Annotated in this window: 19 protein-coding genes; 13 read left to right on the plus strand and 6 right to left on the minus strand. The window is 52.9% G+C overall.

Going from position 1 to position 22,066, the window contains the following annotated elements:
- Nucleotides 1–386: 386 nt before the first annotated feature.
- Both dhaL and dhaK read left to right on the plus strand, forming a co-directional pair.
- Nucleotides 387–1,022, plus strand: a complete 636-nt coding sequence (dhaL, locus tag ACFQ1Z_RS05695; RefSeq protein ID WP_379057181.1) for a dihydroxyacetone kinase subunit DhaL — start codon at nt 387–389, stop codon at nt 1,020–1,022.
- Between the two features lie 51 nt (nt 1,023–1,073).
- Entirely contained in the window at nt 1,074–2,072 is a 999-nt protein-coding gene (dhaK, locus tag ACFQ1Z_RS05700) for a dihydroxyacetone kinase subunit DhaK (protein ID WP_379056281.1), read from the plus strand.
- A 10-nt stretch (nt 2,073–2,082) separates the two neighbouring features.
- Here dhaK and glnE read toward each other — a convergent pair whose 3' ends face one another.
- The gene (gene glnE / locus ACFQ1Z_RS05705) at nt 2,083–4,803 is read right to left on the minus strand and encodes a bifunctional [glutamate--ammonia ligase]-adenylyl-L-tyrosine phosphorylase/[glutamate--ammonia-ligase] adenylyltransferase (protein WP_379056282.1); all 2,721 of its coding nucleotides are present in this window, start codon (nt 4,801–4,803) and stop codon (nt 2,083–2,085) included.
- Nucleotides 4,804–4,937: 134 nt separating this feature from the next.
- Between glnE and acs the strand changes: the two genes are divergently transcribed.
- From acs to ACFQ1Z_RS05720, 3 genes are all read left to right on the plus strand, one after another.
- Complete coding sequence (gene acs / locus ACFQ1Z_RS05710; protein WP_379056284.1) at nt 4,938–6,914, plus strand: acetate--CoA ligase; 1,977 nt, start codon at nt 4,938–4,940, stop codon at nt 6,912–6,914.
- A 193-nt stretch (nt 6,915–7,107) separates the two neighbouring features.
- A complete protein-coding gene (locus ACFQ1Z_RS05715) occupies nt 7,108–8,682 on the plus strand; it encodes a peptide chain release factor 3 (protein ID WP_379056285.1) in 1,575 nt (524 codons plus the stop codon).
- A 27-nt stretch (nt 8,683–8,709) separates the two neighbouring features.
- Nucleotides 8,710–9,174 (plus strand): hypothetical protein, encoded by a 465-nt coding sequence (locus ACFQ1Z_RS05720; protein WP_379056287.1) that lies wholly within the window; start codon nt 8,710–8,712, stop codon nt 9,172–9,174.
- Between the two features lie 111 nt (nt 9,175–9,285).
- Here ACFQ1Z_RS05720 and ACFQ1Z_RS05725 read toward each other — a convergent pair whose 3' ends face one another.
- Nucleotides 9,286–9,528: a type II toxin-antitoxin system Phd/YefM family antitoxin gene (locus ACFQ1Z_RS05725; protein ID WP_379056288.1), complete on the minus strand. Its 243-nt coding sequence runs from the start codon at nt 9,526–9,528 to the stop codon at nt 9,286–9,288.
- Nucleotides 9,529–9,675: 147 nt separating this feature from the next.
- Between ACFQ1Z_RS05725 and ACFQ1Z_RS05730 the strand changes: the two genes are divergently transcribed.
- On the plus strand, nt 9,676–10,056 hold the full coding sequence (locus ACFQ1Z_RS05730; protein ID WP_379056289.1) for a YchJ family protein: 381 nt from the start codon (nt 9,676–9,678) through the stop codon (nt 10,054–10,056).
- Between the two features lie 74 nt (nt 10,057–10,130).
- Here the strand turns inward: ACFQ1Z_RS05730 and prfB are convergent.
- Nucleotides 10,131–11,235, minus strand: a protein-coding gene (prfB, locus tag ACFQ1Z_RS05735; RefSeq protein ID WP_379056290.1) for a peptide chain release factor 2 whose coding sequence is annotated in 2 segments (ribosomal slippage) — nt 10,131–11,153 and nt 11,155–11,235 — 1,104 coding nt in all. Because the reading frame shifts where the segments join, the coding sequence is not laid out codon by codon here.
- Between the two features lie 169 nt (nt 11,236–11,404).
- Between prfB and ACFQ1Z_RS05740 the strand changes: the two genes are divergently transcribed.
- From ACFQ1Z_RS05740 to ACFQ1Z_RS05770, 7 genes are all read left to right on the plus strand, one after another.
- Nucleotides 11,405–12,061 (plus strand): DUF47 domain-containing protein, encoded by a 657-nt coding sequence (locus ACFQ1Z_RS05740; RefSeq protein WP_379056292.1) that lies wholly within the window; start codon nt 11,405–11,407, stop codon nt 12,059–12,061.
- Between the two features lie 9 nt (nt 12,062–12,070).
- Nucleotides 12,071–13,072: an inorganic phosphate transporter gene (locus ACFQ1Z_RS05745; protein ID WP_379056294.1), complete on the plus strand. Its 1,002-nt coding sequence runs from the start codon at nt 12,071–12,073 to the stop codon at nt 13,070–13,072.
- Between the two features lie 142 nt (nt 13,073–13,214).
- Entirely contained in the window at nt 13,215–14,210 is a 996-nt protein-coding gene (locus tag ACFQ1Z_RS05750; RefSeq protein WP_379056295.1) for a PstS family phosphate ABC transporter substrate-binding protein, read from the plus strand.
- Nucleotides 14,211–14,346: 136 nt separating this feature from the next.
- The gene (pstC, locus tag ACFQ1Z_RS05755) at nt 14,347–15,273 is read left to right on the plus strand and encodes a phosphate ABC transporter permease subunit PstC (protein WP_379056296.1); all 927 of its coding nucleotides are present in this window, start codon (nt 14,347–14,349) and stop codon (nt 15,271–15,273) included.
- 90 nt (nt 15,274–15,363) lie between these two features.
- Nucleotides 15,364–16,302 carry a phosphate ABC transporter permease PstA gene (gene pstA / locus ACFQ1Z_RS05760; protein ID WP_379056297.1) on the plus strand — a complete coding sequence of 313 codons (939 nt, stop codon included), beginning with the start codon at nt 15,364–15,366 and terminating at the stop codon, nt 16,300–16,302.
- Between the two features lie 25 nt (nt 16,303–16,327).
- A complete protein-coding gene (pstB, locus tag ACFQ1Z_RS05765) occupies nt 16,328–17,107 on the plus strand; it encodes a phosphate ABC transporter ATP-binding protein PstB (protein ID WP_055825903.1) in 780 nt (259 codons plus the stop codon).
- Between the two features lie 344 nt (nt 17,108–17,451).
- Nucleotides 17,452–18,549: a porin gene (locus ACFQ1Z_RS05770; RefSeq protein ID WP_379056298.1), complete on the plus strand. Its 1,098-nt coding sequence runs from the start codon at nt 17,452–17,454 to the stop codon at nt 18,547–18,549.
- Nucleotides 18,550–18,635: 86 nt separating this feature from the next.
- Here ACFQ1Z_RS05770 and ACFQ1Z_RS05775 read toward each other — a convergent pair whose 3' ends face one another.
- The 3 genes from ACFQ1Z_RS05775 to ACFQ1Z_RS05785 form a co-directional block, all read right to left on the minus strand.
- Nucleotides 18,636–19,424 (minus strand): ABC transporter ATP-binding protein, encoded by a 789-nt coding sequence (locus ACFQ1Z_RS05775; RefSeq protein ID WP_379056299.1) that lies wholly within the window; start codon nt 19,422–19,424, stop codon nt 18,636–18,638.
- 113 nt (nt 19,425–19,537) lie between these two features.
- The gene (locus ACFQ1Z_RS05780; RefSeq protein ID WP_379056300.1) at nt 19,538–20,884 is read right to left on the minus strand and encodes an ABC transporter substrate-binding protein; all 1,347 of its coding nucleotides are present in this window, start codon (nt 20,882–20,884) and stop codon (nt 19,538–19,540) included.
- A gap of 113 nt (nt 20,885–20,997) precedes the next feature.
- Nucleotides 20,998–22,065 carry a branched-chain amino acid ABC transporter permease gene (locus ACFQ1Z_RS05785; RefSeq protein WP_379056301.1) on the minus strand — a complete coding sequence of 356 codons (1,068 nt, stop codon included), beginning with the start codon at nt 22,063–22,065 and terminating at the stop codon, nt 20,998–21,000.
- Nucleotide 22,066: the final 1 nt, after the last annotated feature.

A 22,066-nucleotide genomic window follows, 5' to 3' on the forward strand; every position in this document is an offset into this window, starting at 1 on the left:
ATAAGTCTTTCTATTTCAAAGGGTTATTCATACACATGCATTCAATAACACCCTTACGGGCACCCTATGTGAACACATGCCAAGTTAATTGACCAAAAAGTCAATCCGCGATTATATGGCAGAAAACGCTTGTTTTCAAGCACTTAACTGCAATATTCATGCGGAATGGGTGTCCCCGTCAGGACTCGAACCTGAAACTAGCCCTTAGGAGGGGCTGGTGATATCCTGTTTCACCACGAGGACAGCGGCGGTATTTTAAACGCTAGCGGGCAAAACGCCTAGCACGGCAGACGAAAAAACCGGCTTTTGCGGCATGATGGCGTATGCATGATTATTTGAACGCCAGCCGCCTGCCTGGCAATCTGGAGGATGACAGCACATTTATGATGAATAGCGACACGATCAATCACATGGCCGCAGCCATACGCGCGGCCATTCTGGCACATGAAGCCGATATTGAAAGCCTGGACCGGGAAATCGGCGACGGTGACCACTACATTAATATGAAGCGCGGCTGTGAGGCGATCAGCAATATCGCCGCAGAGCTGACGCCGCTACCCGCTGCCGATGCGCTGAATAAGATAGGCATGAAATTGCTGAGCACTATAGGCGGTGCCTCCGGCCCTTTGTTTGCCAGTTTTTTTATCAGCATGGGCAAAACGCTGCAAACGGTAGCGACACCCGCCAGCAATGATATCGCCCTGGCGTTTGCGGCAGGGGTAGAAGCGATTATGCAGCGCGGCAAGGCGCAGGCAGGCGAGAAAACCATGCTCGATGTACTGATCCCGGTAGCGCATACCTTTAAACAGCTGGCCGAACAAGGTCAGACAGCCGCGCAGATCGCAACCGCCCTGAAACCGGTGGCCAGCGATGGCCTGGAATCCACCCGCAATCTGCTAGCGACTAAAGGCCGGGCGGCCGGTCTGGGCGAACGCGCCATAGGCCACCTGGATGCAGGCGCCAAAAGCTGCCAGGTGATGATACATGCAGTATGCGACCAGGTGCTGGCGCAATCTCACTAAACAACCAGCAGTAGCCTACGCCAATATCAAGCAAGCACACGGAGGATCAAAGTGAAAAAATTTATCAACAATGTAGACCATATGCTGGCCGAAAGCCTGCGCGGCTTTGCCACTGCACATGCTGACCTGGTAGAGGTGCAGTTTGAGCCCACATTTGTCACGCGCAAGCAAAAAGCGCAAAACAAGGTGGCCGTGATTTCCGGTGGCGGTTCTGGCCACGAACCACTGCATGCAGGCTACGTGGGTAAAGGCATGCTGGATGCAGCCTGCCCCGGCCAGGTATTCACCTCGCCTACGCCAGACCAGATGCTGGCGGCGGCAGAGGCAGTGCATGCCGGCAACGGCGTGCTGTTTATTGTGAAAAACTATGCCGGCGATGTGATGAATTTTGAGATGGCAACCGAGATGCTGCCATTTGAACATGCAACGGTCTATACCTCGGATGACTGTGCGGTGGTCAACAGCACTTACACCACCGGCCGCCGTGGTGTTGCCGGCACCGTGATCGTGGAAAAATGTGTAGGCAGCCTGGCGGAAACTGGCGCAGACCTGGCGGCTTGTAAAGCACTGGGCGATAAAATCAACCTGCGCACTTCCAGCATAGGCGTGGCACTGACCAGTTGCACCGTGCCTGCTGCCGGCCGTCCTACTTTTGATATTTCTGAAGCCGAGATTGAAATGGGGGTAGGCATACACGGTGAACCTGGCCGCCGCCGCGAAGCCATGCGCCCTGCGGATGCTATCGTCAGCGATATGGTCGCTGCCATTTTGCACGACATTGCCGCCAAGCAGCTGCCTGCAGAAGGTGAGATCTTATTACTGGTGAATGGCCTGGGTGCCACGCCGCTGATGGAGTTGTACCTGATCTACCAGCAGGCGGCCAGCCTGCTCGCTGAAAAAGGTTATCGCGTCGCACGCAGCCTGGTCGGCAACTACATCACCGCCATCGATATGGCAGGCGCATCTATCAGCGTGTGTCTGCTTGATGCAGAGATCAAACAGCACTGGGATAGCGCTGTGCACACTGCCGGCTTGCGCTGGGGCATATAAAGCCAAGTATTTACGCTTGCCCGAATACCGTTTGCCACAACTGTATCACCGGTTGCTGCAGCGGTTCTGCCAGCGCTTTATCCACTTTAGCCGGCTCACCCTGTAATTTGCTGGCATGTATCCATGCGCGGTACTGGCGATACGACTGTTGCACCTGCTCGGCCAGGCAGGCGTCTATCAATCCGTTTTCTGCCAGCACGCCCAGCAATGCGATATTGCCGATATTGTCAGTCAGCACCGGATAAGCTGCGGCATGCAACAGCACCAAGTACTGCACCATGAACTCCACATCTATGATGCCGCCCGCCTCATGCTTTAAATCAAATTTGGCCGCATCAAAGCGATGTGCGGCGCGCATCTTCTGCCGCATCTCTATGATCTGCGGCTGAATATCTGCTTGCTGGCGCGCTGTTTTCAACACCGCCAGCCGGATACGCTCAAACTGCTTGCCCACCGCCGGCTCGCCCGCCACAAACCGTGCCCGCGTGATCGCCTGATGCTCCCACACCCAGGCCTTGTTCTCCTGATAATCGTTAAACGCAGCCACACTGCTCACCAGCAGGCCGCTATTGCCATCCGGCCGCAGCTGCAGATCGGTCTCGTAGAGCAAGCCTGCGTTAGTAATGGTGTTGAACCAGGTATTCAGCCGCTGTGCATACCTGGCATAGACCTCCTGCGCATTGTCGGCGTCATCGTCATATAAAAAGATGATATCCAGGTCAGACAGGTAGCCCAGTTCTTTACCACCCAGCTTGCCATAGCCGATCACGGCAAACTGCGGCGTGTCTCTATGCTTGAAACTGATGTTCTGCCACACCGTCTGCAGGCTGACCTGCAATACCACCTCGGCCAGCGCACTCAGGTCATCTGAAATCGCTTCCAGCGGCAAGGCGGTCATCAGGTCCTGGGCGGCGATCTTCAGCACATTGGCATGTTTGAAATGGCGCATGGCATCCATTTGTGCTTCGACATCGCCAGCCAGGTGCGCCATATGCTGGGTCAACTCGGCTTTCAACTGCGCGGCGTCCAGGCGCTTGAACAGGGTCTGCTTGTTGAGCAGCTCGTCCAGCAACACCGGGTGGGCCGCCACATATTGCGCGATCCACGGGCTAGCAGCACACAATTTCACTATCAGCGACAAGGCATCCGGAAACTCAGCCAGCAAAGCCAGGTAACTGGCGCGGCGGCAGATACTTTCCAGCAGATCCAGGGTGCGTATCAGCGCGGTATCCGGCACTGTGCTTTGCTGTTGCACTGCTTCACGCAACAGCAAGGGCATCAGCTGATCGAGGCGGCGCCGGCTTTGTTCAGGCAATTGCTGTATCTTCTGGCTGGTGCGGGTATTTTTCAGCATCTGCACCAGGTCAGCTGTGCGTGTGTAACCTTGTGCCTCTAGCCATTGTTCAGCCTCACCCGCCGCGATGGTGCCTTGCCAGATGGCGGTTTCCTGCTGCAGATCGTTGTTTTGCTGGTCTTTAAAGGTATCGTCAAAAAAGCGCTGCACGCGGTCACGGTGCAGGTTGAGTTCGGCAATAAAGCTTGGCCAGTCTGCATGCCCGACCATGTGCAGCAGGTATTGCCGGTAGGTGTCTGAATCGGGCAGGTCCTGGGTTTGCTGATCATCGATATACATCAGCCTGTGCTCAAGGTTGCGCAGGTAGATATAACTTTCCTGCAGCGCTGCCACGTCCTCTTGCGGCAACATGCCACGTTCGGCCAGGCGCGCCAGCACCGCCAGGGTGGGTTTGATCTGCAGGTCGGGCAGTTGCCCGCCACGGATCAGCTGGAACACCTGGGCGATGAACTCGACCTCGCGGATACCGCCGCGGCCTAGCTTGATATTGTTGGATAAGCGGCGCTGTACCACATCGCGCTGGATCTGCGTTTTGAGGTCGCGCATGGAAGCATAGGCGTTAAAGTCCAGGTATTTGCGGAACACGAATGGCCGGATCAACTTGGTCAGTGCTTCTGCCGGCCCATACACCACGCGGCCCTTGATCCAGGCATAGCGCTCCCATTCACGGCCATAGTTCTGGTAATAATCTTCCAGCGCATCCAGATTGCAGACCAGTGCCCCTTCAGACCCGAACGGGCGCAAGCGCATATCCATGCGGAACACAAAGCCATCGGCGGTGACATCATCCAGCGCCGTGATCAGTTTTTTGCCGAGCCGGGTAAAGAAATCCTGATTACTGATCACCTTTTGACCGTCGGTCTCGCCCTCCTGCTCATAGGCAAAGATCAGGTCTATATCTGAGGACACATTCAGTTCACGCCCGCCCAGTTTGCCCATGCCAACCACGATCAGTTGCTGCGCCTGGCCTTGTGCATCGCGTGGTGTGCCGTAAGACTTGCTCAGCTCGGCATGATAAAAATCCGCCGCCGCCGTGATCGCTGCTTCAGCCAGTGCACTGGTGATCTCTACCACCTCGGCAAAGTCTGCCAGGCCATTCAGGTCGCGCAATATCATATGCGCCATCAGGCGCTGGCGGGTCTGCCGTATATGTTGCAAAAAAACAGTTTCTGCTAAATATTTTTCGCCGGAAAACAAGGCATAAACATCGTCAGTCTTATAGGTCTTATATAAGTTATCTAACAAATCAGTCAGATTATCTGTATTTTTTGTAACGAATCTGGCAAAAAACGGGCTGCATTCCGCGGCATGTTGCAAATAGGCCGCCTCTGTAGACGGGACCTGCTTTTCTGTTAGAATTTGGTCAAGCTGTTGCATGGGATATCGCTCTTATGTGGTGTCTTGTGTGCTCGGAGAGTTTGTCAATCAGAACCAGAATAATAATACCTGAGGTTCACCTAACCTGCCTTTTTGGCGCTTTCATTTTTTGACATTGATTTTTGGGGGACGCTATGTCTATCGAATCTGTACTTCATGAACACCGCGTATTTGCACCGGGCACAGCTTTTTCAAGCCAGGCCGCAGTGGGCAGCATGGAGGAATACCAACGCCTGTGCCAGGAAGTAGCACAGGATTACGAAGGATTCTGGGCCAATCTGGCACGCGAACTTTTGATCTGGCACAAACCATTCACCAAAACCCTGAACGAAACCCAGGCCCCGTTCTACAAGTGGTTTGAGGATGGTGAATTGAACGTCTCTGCCAACTGCCTGGACAAACACCTGCACACCATCCCCAACAAGACCGCCATCATCTTTGAAGCTGATAATGGCGAAGTTAAAAACATCACCTACAAAGCGCTTTACCACCAGGTGTGCCAGTTTGCCAATGGCCTCAAATCCTTAAACCTGGCCAAGGGTGACCGCGTCATCATCTACCTGCCCATGGGCATAGAAGCGATAGTCGCCATGCAGGCCTGTGCGCGTCTGGGCATCATACACTCGGTGGTGTTTGGCGGTTTTTCGGCCAAGAGCCTGAATGAACGCATCATTGATGCCGGTGCAGTGGCGGTGATCACCTCCGACGGCCAGTTTCGCGGTGGCAAGACCTTGCCACTGAAACAGGCAGTCGATGAAGGCATCGCTATGGGTGGCTGTGACAGCATACGCAATATCGTGGTGTTCAAAAAAACCGGCCAGGAGATCGCCTGGGCTGACAACTGTATCTGGTGGCATGAGCTGATCGCCGGCCAGGCAGATGAATGTGCACCGGTGATGGTCGATGCCGAACATCCTTTGTTCCTGCTGTATACCTCCGGTTCTACCGGCAAACCCAAAGGCGTGCAGCACAGCTCTGCAGGCTATCTGCTGCATGCCATGAACACCATGCGCTGGACCTTTGATATCAAGCCTGAGGATATTTACTGGTGTACCGCCGATGTGGGCTGGATCACCGGCCATAGTTATGTGACTTATGGCCCGCTGGCGATGGGCGCGACACAGATCGTGTTTGAAGGCATCCCGACTTTCCCTAACGCTGGCCGTTTCTGGGAAATGATACAGCGCCACAAGGTCAGTGTGTTTTACACGGCGCCCACTGCGATCCGTTCATTGATCAAAGCCGGTGAATCTGACCCGGCGACACACCCTAAACAATACGATTTATCCAGCCTGCGCCTGCTGGGCACGGTGGGTGAACCTATCAACCCGGAAGCGTGGATGTGGTATTACGAGCAAGTCGGTGGCAGCCGTTGCCCTATCGTGGATACCTTCTGGCAGACCGAAACCGGCGGCCATGTGATCACCCCGCTACCGGGCGCGACCAAACTGGTGCCTGGCTCCTGTACCCTGCCCTTCCCCGGCATTGATATTGATGTGGTGGATGAAACCGGCAAGGATATCCCCTGGGGGACCGGCGGCCTGCTGGTGATCAAGAAGCCGTGGCCTTCGATGATACGTACCATTTATAACGACCCAGAACGCTTTATCGCCAGTTATTACCCGGCAGAACTGGGCGGCAATATCTACCTGGCCGGTGATGGTGCCGTGCGCGATGCGACCACCGGCAATTTCACCATCATGGGCCGTATCGATGATGTGCTCAATGTTTCCGGCCATCGCCTGGGCACCATGGAGATCGAATCGGCACTGGTTGCCAACCATCTGGTGGCAGAGTCGGCAGTCGTCGGTAAACCGCACCCTATCAAAGGCGAATCGGTGGTGGCATATGTGGTGCTCAAGGGCAAACGGCCAGAAGGTGAAGAAGCCAAAAAAATCGTTGCCGAGTTGCGTGAATGGGTAGGCAAGGAGATAGGCCCTATCGCCAAGCCGGACGAGATCCGTTTTGGCGATAATCTGCCCAAGACACGCTCTGGCAAGATCATGCGCCGCCTGCTGCGCAGCCTGGCCAAAGGCGAAGAGATCACCTCTGATATCTCCACCCTGGATAATCCGGCAATTTTGGAACAGCTGAAACAGGCGGTGAATTAAGCACGGGTTGGAATAGCTTTGGAAGGCCTGATCATTTTATGTGTGTTTGTCGCCATTGCGATCTTCCTGATGCGTAAATAAGGCCATCGCCAGCGCAACAGGCATCACTGCGCATAGAACGCCCCGGCGCTCAATAGGTTAAACAAGTTGGATAGGTTAAAATAGCGGCTTTTAAATCAGCCGCTATTTTTTCATGTCCAGTTTGCAGCAAGAAGTCCAACGCCGTCGCACCTTTGCCATTATTTCTCACCCGGATGCCGGTAAAACCACACTGACAGAAAAACTGCTGTGGTTCGGTGGCGCGATCCAGGTCGCCGGTGAAGTGCGTGGCCGCAAGGCTGCCCGGCACGCCACATCTGACTGGATGGAGCTGGAAAAGCAACGTGGCATTTCCGTGACCTCCTCGGTGATGCAGTTTCCATACCGCGAGCATATGGTCAACCTGCTTGATACCCCAGGCCATGATGACTTCTCTGAAGATACCTACAGAACCCTGACCGCGGTAGACTCGGCGGTGATGGTGATAGACTCGGTCAACGGGGTAGAAGCGCAAACCATCAAGCTGCTCAATGTCTGTCGTATGCGCGACACGCCTATCATCACCTTTATCAACAAGCTGGACCGCGAGAGCCGCGCCCCTATAGAACTGCTGGACGAGATAGAAACCACCCTGGGCATGGAATGTGCGCCCATGACCTGGCCCATAGGCATGGGCAAGACCTTCAGGGGCGTTTATAACCTGGTCACAGACAGCATATTGTTCTTTGACCCGCGTGCAGAAAAAGGCACTTCAGAAACCATACAGGGCATAGATAACCCACGCCTGGACGAACTGATAGGCTACCAGGCGCAAGAGCTGCGCGTAGACATAGAACTGGTGCGCGGTGCCTCTAACGAATTCAACAAAGAACGTTATTTAAGCGGCAAGCAAACGCCGGTATTCTTTGGCTCGGCGGTGAATAACTTTGGCGTGCAATCGCTGCTGGATGCAGTGGTCGACTTGTCGCCACCGCCACAGGCACGCAATACGGCTACCCGCTCCGTCGCAGCCAATGAAGAAAAATTCGCCGGCTTTGTTTTCAAGATCCAGGCTAATATGGACCCAAAGCACAGGGACCGTATCGCTTTCCTGCGCGTGTGTTCTGGCCGGTTTGAGCGTGGCATGAAGATCAAGCAGGTGGCTTCCGGCAAAATGCTCAACGTCAACAACGCCATCACCTTTATGGCGCAAGACCGCACCATTATGGATGAGGCTTATTCCGGCGATATCATCGGCATCCCCAACCACGGCACCATCAAACTGGGCGATACCTTCACCGAGAACGAAGCGCTTAAATTCACCGGTATCCCTTCGTTCGCACCGGAATTCTTCCGCCGCGCACGTATCAAAAACCCGATGAAAATGAAACAGTTGCAGATAGGTCTCAAGCAATTGTCCGAAGAAGGTGCAGCGCAGCTGTTCCGCCCGCTGCTTTCCAACGACCTGATCCTGGGTGCGGTCGGCATGTTGCAGTTTGACGTGGTAGCGCACCGCCTGGAGCATGAGTACGGCGTCGATATGATCTTTGAACCATACGACTGCTATACCGCGCGCTGGCTGAAAGGCTCAGACGCTGACCTGAAAGCGATCGCCGACAAATACGGTTTTAACGTCGGCCTGGATAGTGCGGATGATTACGTTTACCTGGCACCCAATCGCGTCAACCTGCAAATGGCGCAAGAAAGGTACCCGGATATCCAGTTTATGGAAACGCGCGAGATCGCCTAAGCAGGCGGCCAGACCAGCAGCCAGATCATGTCCACTTTAGTACCCTCAGGCGTGCTCAAAGCCTTGTCTCTCAAGCAGCCGTTCGCCTGGCTGATCGCGAACGGCTACCTGCTGGTAGATGACCGCAGCTGGGGCACGCAATACCGCGGCCCTATCCTGATCCATGCCAGCAAAGGCCTGTACGAAGCCTATTACCAGCACATCAAATCCAATACCGATGTGCCCATCCCCGACCGCGACAAACTGGAATACGGCGGCGTGGTCGGCATCGCCAACCTGGTGTTGTGCAGCAAGCCTGGCCAGCTACCAGCCGGCATCAGCCGCGAACAACGCGCGCATTTTGGTGGCGTGCACCAGGAGTATTACGGCTTTTTATTTACACAGGCCAGGCCATTGCCGCTGATGCCCTGCGCCGGCAAACTCGGCATATTCGAGATAGATACAGACCAACTACTGACGGCGCCACCTGCTGCACAAAAAGCGCTGTTTTGATATGTAAACAACCGCGGGAAAGCTATCGTCGGTTAGACTGGCCCATCGACAGTGACAGAGCCTGCAGCAGCCCAAAGTTAAAGTGTCTATCCAGCAATTACTTGATGCGCTTTATTCCACGCCGAACAGCTTGGCGATCTCCGCTTTTCCCATTTCATCAAAATCAGCGGGCACCTCGATCTGGCCTGCCATAAAGCCTATGCGCTTAAAGGCAGCAGGCTCAGTCGTATCTAGTTTGCTGACCTTGACCAAAGGTTTGCCTGCTTTGGCGATAATAAAAGATTCGCCATTGGCAGCCTGGTCTACCAGCTTGGAAAGCTGTGTCTGGGCTTGATCTATATTCACGGTTTGCATATAAAAATCCAACTTGGCTCTGTTCAGTTAGTTTAGTCTAATAACTTGCTGGGTCGGAGCAAATATCTTTTCAAGAAATCTCAGTTTCTATACCGGCCATGCCTGCTAGTAATAGTATGATGTGCGCTTCTGCGATCAGGTACCACTATGAAAAACCCTTGCCCATGCTTTAGTGGCAAAGCTTATAACGATTGCTGCCAGCCTTTACATGCAGGACAGCCTGCGCCAGATGCCGAACGGCTGATGCGCTCGCGTTACAGTGCTTATGCACTCAAGCTGCCTGCCTATATCCTGCAGACCTGGCATGCCGATACCCGCCCGCAAAGCCTGACCCTGGCAGACCTAGCTGGCATCAAATGGTTAAAACTGCAGGTGTTGTCGCATGAGCAAACTGCTGAAAACACGGCTTTCGTCAGGTTTGTTGCCACTTTCCAGAGCGGCAAACACAAGAAAGAACAACTGAGCGAATATAGCCGTTTCACCTATGAGCACGGGCACTGGCTGTATGTGGATGGCCAGCCTGACTGAATGACCTGCCTGACTGAATGGCCAGGCAATAAAAAAGCAGCGTGAGCGCTGCTTTTTTATTTTTAACCTTAAGATCACAGCCCCTGTTTCAGGCTTTCCATAATAAACGGATCGAGGTCACCATCGAGCACGCCCTGGGTATTGCCTATCTCGACATTGGTACGCAGGTCTTTGATACGGCCCTGGTCCAGCACGTAGCTGCGGATCTGGTGGCCCCAGCCGATGTCGGTTTTGGCATCTTCCAGCGCCTGCTTTTCTTCGTTACGTTTACTGAGCTCCAGGTTATACAACGCGCCTTTCAGCATGTTCATCGCTTCTTCGCGGTTGCGGTGCTGTGAGCGGTCATTCTGGCATTGCACGACGACATTGGTCGGCAAGTGGGTGATACGCACGGCTGAATCGGTTTTGTTGATGTGCTGGCCACCGGCACCACTGGCGCGGTAGGTATCTATACGCAAATCAGCCGGGTTGATGTCGATCTCGATCGAATCATCGACCTCAGGGAATATCTGCACGCTGGCAAAACTGGTATGCCGTTTGGAGTTGGCGTCAAATGGCGATTTGCGTACCAGTCTATGCACACCGCTTTCGGTACGCAGGGTGCCAAAGGCATAATCACCACTGACCTTGATCGATGCGCCCTTGATGCCGGCGATATCGCCTTCGGACTCTTCCAGCACTTCGACTTTAAAGCCTTTGCGTTCTACGTAGCGCAGATACATGCGCAGCAACATGCCGGCCCAGTCTTGCGCCTCGGTGCCGCCACTGCCGGACTGGAATTCGATAAAGCAGTTATTGGCATCCATAGGCTGCGAGAACATGCGCTTGAATTCCATGGCCGCTATGATCTCTTCTATCTTTTGCGTATCCGCTTCTACACTTAACAGGGTATCGTCATCATTCTCTTCGCGCGCCATCTCGAACAGTTCGCGGCTATCGGAAAGTGACTGCTGTACATCGTCCAGCGTCATGACCACGGTTTCCAGCATGCGCTTTTCTTTGCCCAGGTTTTGTGCCTTTTCTGCGTTATCCCAGACTTTGGGGTCTTCGAGCAGGCCATTGACCTCGGCTAAACGTTGCTCTTTGGTCTCGTAGTCAAAGATACCCCCGAAGGGCCTGGTGACGTTGCGTCAAATCGCTGAGTGCGTTGGCGATACTATTAAGGTGTTCAGCTTCCATTTTTTTAGTGGTCAGTGAGTAAAAAACAGCATTATACCGCAGCCGGGCGCGTGATTCAGGGCCATCAGTGGCGATCTATTTCGTAAAGAATTCATATTTTTGTCACATACAGTGTCACAAAATAGTAAAATCACGGTCACAAAACCTTGTAACCGTCCGGGAGTCCTCAATGGCGCATGCCACCTTTGGCCGCATTATGGCTGCAATCAGCCCTAGAAACGATAACTACTTTGTGCTGTTTAACCGTTTGGCCGACTGTGCTGTGCGTGGTTCAAAAGTACTGGCTTTAATGGCCGCCGTGGTAGACCAGGCTGATTTTCACACCCATTTTGCCGAGATCCGCAAAATCGAATCCGAAGCCGACGAGTACACCAAAGAGATACTGCTCTCACTACACAAGACCTTTATCACCCCGTTTGACCGCCGCGAGATCCGCGAGCTGGCCATGGCGCTGGACGATATCATTGATTATATGGAAGCGATCCCGCAGAGCGCCGAGATCTACGGCCATAGCAAGTTCACTCCGGAAATGGTCGCGCTGGCACAGATACTGTTGCGCGCCTCAGAAAAAGTACGTGATGCCGTACATATGCTTTCCGACATGAAAAATGCAGAGCGCATCCTGCGCACCTGTGAAGAGATCAGCACTATAGAAGGCGAAGCCGACCATATCATGCGCTCAGGCATGCACAGGCTGTTTGCCGAAGACCATGATGCACGCACCCTGATCCGTTCCAAGCAATTGTATGATCTGTTTGAAGAGGCCGTGGATAGCTGTGAGGATGTCGCGGATGTGATACACGGCGTCGTGTTGGAACGAATCTAAGGAAGCATCATGGATCACGTGATTATCGTCATGGCGGTGCTTGTGTTCGTCGCCCTGATCTTTGATTTTATGAATGGCTTTCACGATGCCGCCAATTCAATCGCTTTAATGGTCTCTACCCGCCTGCTGACACCGCAGGCCGCGGTGATCTGGGCCGCTTTTTTCAACTTTGTCGCTTTCCTGTTTTTTGGCCTGCATGTGGCAGACACGGTAGGTAAAGGCATCATAGACCCGCATATCGTCAACAACACCATCATCTTTGGTGCGTTGTTCGGCGCGATCGCCTGGAACGTCATCACCTGGTGGTTCGGTATCCCCTCCTCGTCTTCGCACGCACTGATCGGTGGCCTGATAGGTGCCGGCATGGCGCACTCAGGCACCAAGGGCGTGATCATAGGCAGCAAGCTGATCAGCACCGGTGTCGCCATCATCCTGTCACCGCTGTTCGGCATGTTGCTGGCACTGCTGTTATCAATTGGCATCATGTGGTTGTTCCAGCGCTCTTCGCCCTACAAGATCGAAAGCCGCTTCAACAAGATGCAATTCATTTCATCTTCGTTGTTCAGCCTGGGCCACGGCGCCAATGACGCGCAAAAAACCATGGGTATCATCACGGTATTGCTGTTTGCCAATGGCTACCTGCAAGGCGACTTTCATGTGCCGTTCTGGGTGGTGATCGCCTGCCAGCTGGCTATGGGCCTGGGCACGCTGTTCGGCGGCTGGCGCATCGTGCGTACCATGGGCATGGGCATCACCAAGATACGCCCTACCGGTGGCTTTGCCGCGCAAACATCCGGCTCTATCGCTTTGTTCCTGGCGACCAGCCTGGGCATCCCGGTCTCCACTACCCACACCATCACTGGTGCCATCGTCGGCGTCGGACTATCCCGCCGTATGACCGCGGTGCGCTGGGGGCTGGCTTCGCGTATCGTCTGGGCCTGGGTGCTCACTATCCCCTGTGCAGCGATCATGGCGGCGATCGCCTACCATATAGGCGAAAGTGTGCTGTAAAAAAATTGTCATAAAAACAGGCGCCCAGTGCGCCTTTCTTGTTTTCTGGAGCGCATTTTTTATCTTTTGTCACATTTCTGTCATATAAAGTTTCTAAGATTCACGCATTGCAAGACAACACCACACACACAGGAGTGTATAAATGAATACCCAGCTGTTCCGCACTACTTTTATCGCCACACTGATAGTACAAGCCTTCAGTTTCTCAAACACAGCCGCTGCTGCAGACAAGATCATCAAAATCGATGGTTCCAGCACTGTGTACCCTATCACCGAAGCCGTGGCTGAAGAGTTTCAGCGTAGCAAAGGCATTAAAGTCACTGTGGGCGAGTCAGGTACTGGCGGTGGTTTTAAAAAGTTCTGCCGTGGTGAAACCGACATTTCTGATGCTTCACGCCCTATCACACAAAAAGAGATCGATCTGTGTAAAGAAGGTGGCGTACAGTTTATCGAGTTGCCAGTGGCTTTCGATGCGCTGACCGTGGTTGTAAACGGCAAAAATGACTGGGTAAAACAACTTTCTGTGGCTGAGCTGAAAAAGATCTGGGAGCCTAACTCTTCAGTCAAGAACTGGAAGCAAGTGAACGCGACTTTCCCGGATAAAGCCATGAACCTGTACGGTCCAGGTACTTCCTCCGGTACATTCGATTACTTTACTGAAGCAGTCAACGGCAAATCTAAAGCCAGCCGTAAAGACTACACTCCTTCAGAAGATGACAACGTGCTGGTACAAGGTGTTTCAGGTAACGTAGGCGGTCTGGCTTACTTCGGCCTGGCTTACTACCTGGAAAACACCGACAAGCTGAGAGCGGTGCCTATTGTTGCTAAAGAAGGCGGCAAAGCGGTATTGCCTTCAGAAGCAACTGTGATGGACGGTACCTACCAGCCATTGGCGCGCCCACTGTTTATTTACGTGAACGCGACTTCAGCGGCTTTCAAACCGGAAGTGAAAGCGTTTATCAACTTCTACCTGGAAAACGCGCCTGAACTGGTGAAAGAAGTGAAGTACGTGCCTTTGCCTAAAGAAGATTACGAAGCGGTAAAAACGCATTTCAAAGCCATGAAACCAGGCACCGGTTTCAACGGCACTTCAGAAGTCGGCATCAAGATCACTGACCTGTTATCCCGTATCAAGTAATGATAAAAGGGGCTGAGAAAGCCCCTTTTTTCGTGATTGATCGGCCTGTAGCGCGGATTATCCGCTAAAATTCTTACCCCGACTGATCATTTGTTTTTGATCTTTTCTAAAGTTCAACATTATGGCGACTCAAGCAATGCAAGCACCCGTGGAACTGCCCATCAGCCCCAGACTGGCTAAAAACATCCGTAGAAACGTCAAAGAACGTATTATTGAACTGATACTGATGATGGCGGCACTGGTGGCCGTAGCGACGACTTTTGCCATCGTGGGCGTGTTGCTTTACGAATCACTGAGTTTCTTTAAAACGGTGTCTGTGGTGGAGTTTTTCACCGACACTGAATGGACACCGCTGTTTGAAGATGCGCACTACGGCATCATGCCGCTGGTTTCCGGCACCCTGACCACCTCGGCCATCGCCCTGGCGGTAGCCGTGCCTATAGGCACTGTTTCAGCGATCTTTCTCTCTGAATTCGCCAACCACAAGACACGCGAGATCGTAAAGCCTATCCTGGAACTGCTGGTAGGTGTACCTACCGTGGTGTTTGGCTATTTCGCCCTGTTTTTTGTCACACCGTTACTGCAATCCATCTACCCGGACCTGCCTAGCTTCAACATGCTGGGCGCGGGTATCGTCATGGGTATCATGATCATCCCATACATCGCATCGCTTTCAGAAGATGCCATGCGCGCCGTGCCCATGAGCATGCGTGAAGGTTCTTATGCCATGGGTGCCACGCGTTTCCAGACTGCGGTCAAGGTGGTGACACCGGCTGCCATCTCCGGCATCGTTGCGGCTTACATCCTAGCCATCTCGCGCGCAGTGGGTGAAACCATGGTAGTGGCGATCGCAGCAGGCCAGCAGCCTAACCTGACCTTTAACCCGCTGGAAAGTGCAGCCACCATCACTGCCTATATCGTGCAGGTGGCGATGGGTGACTTGCCACACGGCAGCATAGGCTACCAGAGTATTTTTGCCGCCGGCCTGGTGCTGATGGCCATGACCTTGACCTTTAACATCATTGGTCACTGGGTACGCAAGCGCTACCGCGAAAACTACTGATGCTGGCGCAGAACGCTGACGCAATACTGACATATAACAACGCTACACTGCCGCTGGATGATCTGGCGGGACAGGCAGGAAAGACACCACATGGAACATAAAGCTTCTGTACTTGAAAATCTGGGCGAAGTACGCGCCATGATCAAACGCCACAAGCGTAACGACACACTGTTTGCCGCACTGGGCCTGATCTGCCTGATGCTGGGCCTGATGACACTGATGTTGCTGTTCTGGCAGTTGATCGCCGATGGCTACCCAAAATTCAACCTTGAGTTCCTGACTGAGTTCCCGTCACGTCGTGCGGCCCGCGCCGGCCTGCTTTCGGCCTGGGTGGGTTCACTGCTGGTGATGAGCGTGACCTTTCTGTCGGCAGTGCCAGTCGGTGTGGCCGCCGGTTTGTACCTGGAAGAATATGCGCCAAAAAACTGGTTTACCGACCTGATAGAGATCAACGTTTCTAACCTGGCTGGTGTGCCTTCCATTATTTATGGTCTGCTGGCACTGGGCCTGTTCGTTTATATCCTCGGTTTCGGCCAGAGCATACTGACTGCCGGCCTGACCCTGGGCTTGCTGATACTGCCTATCGTGATCGTCTCTACCCGTGAAGCGATACGCGCCATCCCGGTTTCCATACGCGAAGCCGCCTATGGCGTCGGTGCCACCAAGTGGCAAGTGGTTTACGACCATGTCTTCAAGTACTCTTACGGCGGTATCCTGACCGGTGTGATCATCGGTATGTCGCGTGCACTCGGTGAAACTGCCCCTATCATCACCATAGGCGCGCTGACGTTCATTGCTTTCCTGCCGCCCTCACCTGTCACCACTGAACCGCCGTTTCTTAACTTTGAATGGCTTTCTTCCGGTTTCACCGTGATGCCGATTCAGATGTTTAACTGGCTGTCGCGCCCTGACCATGCATTTCATGTCAATGCGGCCGCTACTGGTGCGCTGATCATCGTCGTCACTTTGTTGATGAACGGTGGCGCGATCTGGTTACGCTACAAAATTCGTAAAAATATTAAATGGTAATGCCACACAGGATTTAGAAAATATCATGGCCACAATAACGACCCCGATTAAAGCCGAAGCTCGCGACCTGAACTTCTTTTACAGCAACGGCGCCCGCGCACTCAAAGGCATTTCCATGCCCTTGTACGAGAACAAGATCACTGCGTTGATCGGCCCCTCAGGCTGCGGAAAATCAACCTTCCTGCGCTGTTTCAACCGTATGCATGACCTGTATCCAGGTAATAAATACCAGGGTCAGATCGTCATGCACCCGGATAACACCAATGTGCTCGATAGCGGTGTAGACCCGATAGAAGTACGCATGCGCATCAGCATGGTGTTCCAGAAACCTAACCCTTTCCCTAAATCCATCTACGAGAACGTGGCTTATGGCCTGCGCGTGCGTGGTGAGAACAACAAACGCATCATGGATGACAAGGTGGAAGAAGCGCTCAAAGGCGCCGCCTTGTGGAACGAAGTGAAAGACCGCTTGCATGACCTGGCATTCAACCTGTCAGGCGGCCAGCAACAACGTCTGTGTATCGCACGCGCGCTGGCGACTGACCCGGAGATCATGCTGTTCGATGAACCGACTTCAGCGCTGGACCCGATCGCGACCGCCAACATCGAAGAGTTGATGGTAGAGCTGCGCAGCAAGCTGACTATCCTGGTGGTGACCCACAACATGCAACAGGCCGCGCGTGTGTCTGACTACACTGCTTATATGTATCTGGGTGAGCTGATCGAATATGATGATACCGACAAGATCTTCACCAACCCTGGCCGTAAAGAGACCGAAGACTATATCACCGGCAAGTTTGGTTGATCCCTGCCCTGTCTGATAAAAACGCCGCTTTAGCGGCGTTTTTTGTTGTCTGCGCTGCTGATATCGCTATTGCCTTTGTAAATGCTGCATCTGCAGCAGCAGCTTTAATCGGCACTCACCTCATCCGCAGGTTTGACCGGGCTATGCTGTCTCAACGGCATACAAACAGCAACCATGCCGATAGCTCAGCATGCCTTTTACAGTAATTTTAATATAAGCCATTGATTTTATTATATTTTAATGGTGGCACGCTTTCTGCAATAACTAAGTTGGTATCCAATCGCCGTGCGTGAATTTAACGCTGGCAGGTATTCATCCCATCTTACAAAAAGCAGAGAGTCCAAATGAAAATAAAATCTAAATTTCATCGTAAACATTTAGCCGTGCTGACTGGCTTGATCATCAGCCAGCAGGCATTTGCCGAAGCAACCATACAACGGGACGAGAATCTTTTCCTGAATATCGGTATCGCTTCGCGCGTCAGCTTCAGCTCTATCAGCGATGCCGCACCCAATGGCTCCAGCCGCTCCAAAGACTTTGAAGTCGAAGAGGCACGTTTATATACCAATGGTAAATTACATAAAAACGTGACCTATGAATTTAACTTTGCCCGCAATACTGCAGATGACAAGATAGAGTTGCTGGATGGCCATCTGGGCATAGAGGTCAATAATTACGTCAATGTCTGGGCAGGTCGTTTCTTGCCGGCAGCCAGCCGTGCCTCGGCATCCGCGCCCATGTATTCGACTACGTTTGATTTCCCCATCGCCGAGCAAGGCTCTTATGAGTTTGCCGGCCGTGATAACGGGGCAGTGCTGTTCGGCTGGGACAACAGTGCCGCGTTCAAATACTATGTCTCTGCCACCAATGGCAGGCAAGGCGGCTCGAATCAGGCCGATAACCTTTCGTATGCGACGCGTCTGCAATACAACTTTTGGGATACCGAAGCAGGCTTTTACAACCTGGCCAGCTACGACGGTAAAAAATCCATTCTTTCGATAGGCGCTTCTTACCGCTATCAGAAAGATGGTACCGGCACTATCCTCAACAAAGGGGATTCCAAGTACTGGAACCTGGATACGCGTCTGGAAAAACCGTTAAGCAATGGCGCTGTGCTGGGCGCAGAGGCGTCTTATTACAACTATGACAATGACAACACCGGCGATACAGTTCTGCCAGAAGCCAAAGGCTTTTTTGTCAATGGCAGCTATACCTTTGCCGATACCGTCTGGATAGGTAAATTCCAACCCAAAGTCATCTATCAGGAATTCAACAATGACACCACCGGCCTGGATAGGAAACGCGTAGATGTAGGTGTCGGTTATCTGATCGATGGTGACAGCAACAAGCGTATAGACCTATTCTACTTTAGAGAGAACCGCAACAACCTGCCGGATATCGATGGTATCAAGGCCATCTTCCACGTCGCGCATTTCTTTTAAGACCGCTATCAGCAAAAAACGGCCGCCGGGCCGTTTTTTTTCGTTGTGAAACCAGTGCGAGCCAGTGGTTGGCTGCTGGCTATGCGTCAGCGACTGGCGCCCAGATATGAATCACTCAAGGCCGCACTGTCAGCGATGGTTTGCGCATCCCCCTGCTGCGTCACATGACCGCTTTCTATGACATAGGCATAATCTGCATAACGCAATGCGACCGTCGCATTCTGCTCAGCCAGCAAAAAACTCAGGCCTTGTGTCTGTTGCAGCTGGTGCACGATGTCAAAGATCTCTTCCACGACCTGTGGGGCCAGGCCCATGGAAGGCTCATCCAGCAGTATCAATTTTGGGTCTGCCATCAGCGCTCTGCCTATGGCGACCATTTGCTGTTCGCCACCGGAGGTGTAACCGGCATGGTTTTTACGCAATAATTTCAGCCGCGGAAAAAAGCTATACACTGTTTCCAGCTCCTGCGCTAACACCCTGGCGGATGGCCTGCGCACAAAAGCACCTGTCAGCAGGTTTTCTTCCACCGTCAGATGGCCAAAGCAATGCCGGCCTTCCAGCACCTGAACCAGGCCCCGCGACACCAGGTCGCCAGGCGTTGCCTGGGTGACGTCAACACCCTGATAGTAGATCTTTCCCTGCACGATCTCGCCGCGCTGGGCCGGAACCAGACCGGAAATAGCTTTTAGTATAGTACTTTTACCGGCACCATTGGCTCCCAGCAAGGCCACGATGGATCGCGGGCTGACTTGCAGCGAGATATGTTTAATGGCAAAGATTACCTGCTCGTAAATGACTTCAATATCATCCAGTTGCAGTATGGCATCTGCAACCGCATCCACATGCGGATTTGGTTTTGCTATGGCCTGTGTCATCAGACTCTCCTCAATTTGATCACGTGGGCAATGGTGAAGCCTTTGCCCACGGCATCAAACTGAAAATGCATACCGCTGTCACGGTATGCATCCCAGTCAAAATAAGCCTTGGATTATTTAGCTGCCAGGTCTTCCTTGCTGCAATCACGCGGGGTGATGCCTTTTTCTCTGGCGTATTCATGCGATGATTTTTCAATGATAGGCCGCAACAACTGGCGATCAGCCTGCACCCACTCAGTGATCACTTTCCATTGCGTACCATCCCATTGCTGGAAGCGTACTGCACCACCGCCTTCATGGTCGGCGCAACTTAACTTCAGTGGCTGCACCAGGCCCAGGGCACCCAGTTCTGTCAGACGTTTGTCATCCAGCCTGATGTTCTCAAAGCCCCAGCGCACCTCTTCACCGCTTAATGGACGTTTGCCGAACCTGGCCTGAGCGACACGCACCGCTTCAACGTTGAGGATGCCGTTTACAACACCAAGGTTGTAATAAACATTACCGAAACGCTTGGGGTCCTGCAGGTTGCCCTTGCCGGCTTTCACCACGTATTGATTGATCCCCTGCAGTACCGGGAAGCTGGTCCCTGAAGGATGGGTAGTGATCGAAATGTAACCTTTGGCTGCGTTACCGGCTGGCGCGGCATCATCTTCCGAATTGCTCCAGATGTTGCCTATGATATGGTCAGCAGCGAAACCGGTCTTTTGCGCAGTTTTCAGCGCCACCGGGTTCATCACGCCCCAACCACGCAATATCACCCAATCCGGTTTGATACGACGTATGGATAACCACTGTGACTGTTGCTCATTGCCTGGATGAGGCACTTCCAGCAATGTCAGCTCAAAGCCATATTTTTTAGCCAGCAGTTCCAGGATAGGGCTGGTTTCTTTACCGTAAGGTGACCCGTGATAAAGGGTGACGATCTTCTTGCCCTTGAGCTTGTCCAGGCCGCCGGATTTTTGTGCGATGTAGTTGACGATGCCCGAGACTTCACTGTACGGATTCAACTGCAGCGGGAAAGCATACGGGAATACACTGCCATCTGTGGAATCAGTGCGGCCATGGTTAATGGTGATCAACGGCAGTTTGTCAGCGGTAGAACGCTCTAATGTGGCATAGGCGATACCCACTGACAAAGGATTGGTTGCCGCGGCCGGAGCGCCATTCAAACCTTTTTTCAGCCGCTCGTAGCATTCGACCCCTTTTTCAACCACATATTCAGTTTCGCACTCACTCCAGGTGAACTTGACCCCATTCACCCCACCCTCTTTAGCATTCACATACTGCAGGTAATCGATGAATCCGCCGAAGAAACCCGAGCCACCGGCAGCATATGGCCCGATCCGGTAACTCTGCAACGGGAAATACTGTTCATTCGCCGCCTGCGATTGCGTACTGACACTGGCGACACCCAGACCCAGTGCCAGCAATAGCCAGCTATGTTTACCCAAAAATTTCACTTTAAAACTCCTTTTTTAAAATATAAAAGTTATTGTTAATAATTTTCTGTTATATAAATGCGTCTACAGCGCAAGTTCAACATCTGTAATGACTCCTTTAGTGTATGAACTGGCTAGAAACGCAGCGGCCAGACGCGCAGCCGTTGTTTGATGGTTTGCCAGACCTTGGCTAACCCGCTGGGCTCTTTGATCAGGAAAAATATGATCAAAGCGCCGAAAATCATCTTCTGAAAATTTTCCAGCTGCCCGGGGTCTATCGTGCCGGCAAACAGGCCCGATGACAGGTTCGAAAGCAGTATGGGGAAAAGCACGATAAACGCAGCCCCCAGAAAGTTGCCTAAAATACTGCCCATGCCACCAATGATAATGATGAACAATATCTGGAATGATCGGCTAAGGTCGAATCCGTGCGGTTCAACCGTACCCAGATAGGTAAATGCCCACAGTGCACCGGCAATACCCAAATAAAAGGAGCTGATGGCGAATGCCAGTAATTTGGTTCTGGGCACCGAGATGCCGATGACAGCCGCGGCCGTATCCATATCCCGCACCGCCATCCATTTTCTGCCTATTTCACCACTGACTATGGTTTTGGCTAACAGGCCTAGCGCGACCACTATGGTCAATGTCAGCAGATAACGGCCTGCGGGTGCACTGAAATCAGCCCCTGCTACATGTAGCGGCGGCGCTGTGATCACGCCTGAAGACGAGTTATTTGAGAACCACGCAAAATTGGTGAACACCCATAGCACAAAGAACTGCGCAGCCAGGGTAGTAACGATCAGATAAAAGCCCTTGATGCGTAAACTGGGCAAGCCGAACACCAGGCCTACACCGCCGGCAGTCAGCCCGCCGAGGATAAGGCTGGCAATCAATGGCAGGCCTTCAATACGCAGGTTGAAGTTGTAGGTGGCGAATGCGCCTACCGCCATAAACGCCGCTGAACCTAACGACAATTGCCCGGCGTAACCGGTCAGCAGGTTCAGGCCCATGCCTGCCAGAGACAGCACCAGAAAAGGGATCAGAATGGCACTGAACCAATAGTCGTTACCGATCAGGGGGACGACCAGGAAAGCAAACGCCAGCAAGCCGGCAAACGCCCATCTTTCCTGCCGGAGGCGCAGGAATCGTCTATCAAAACGATAAGCGGTGACAAACTGACCTGATTCTTTATAAAGCATG

The sequence above is a fragment of the Methylophilus luteus genome (assembly GCF_042676265.1).
Lineage (GTDB): Bacteria > Pseudomonadota > Gammaproteobacteria > Burkholderiales > Methylophilaceae > Methylophilus > Methylophilus luteus.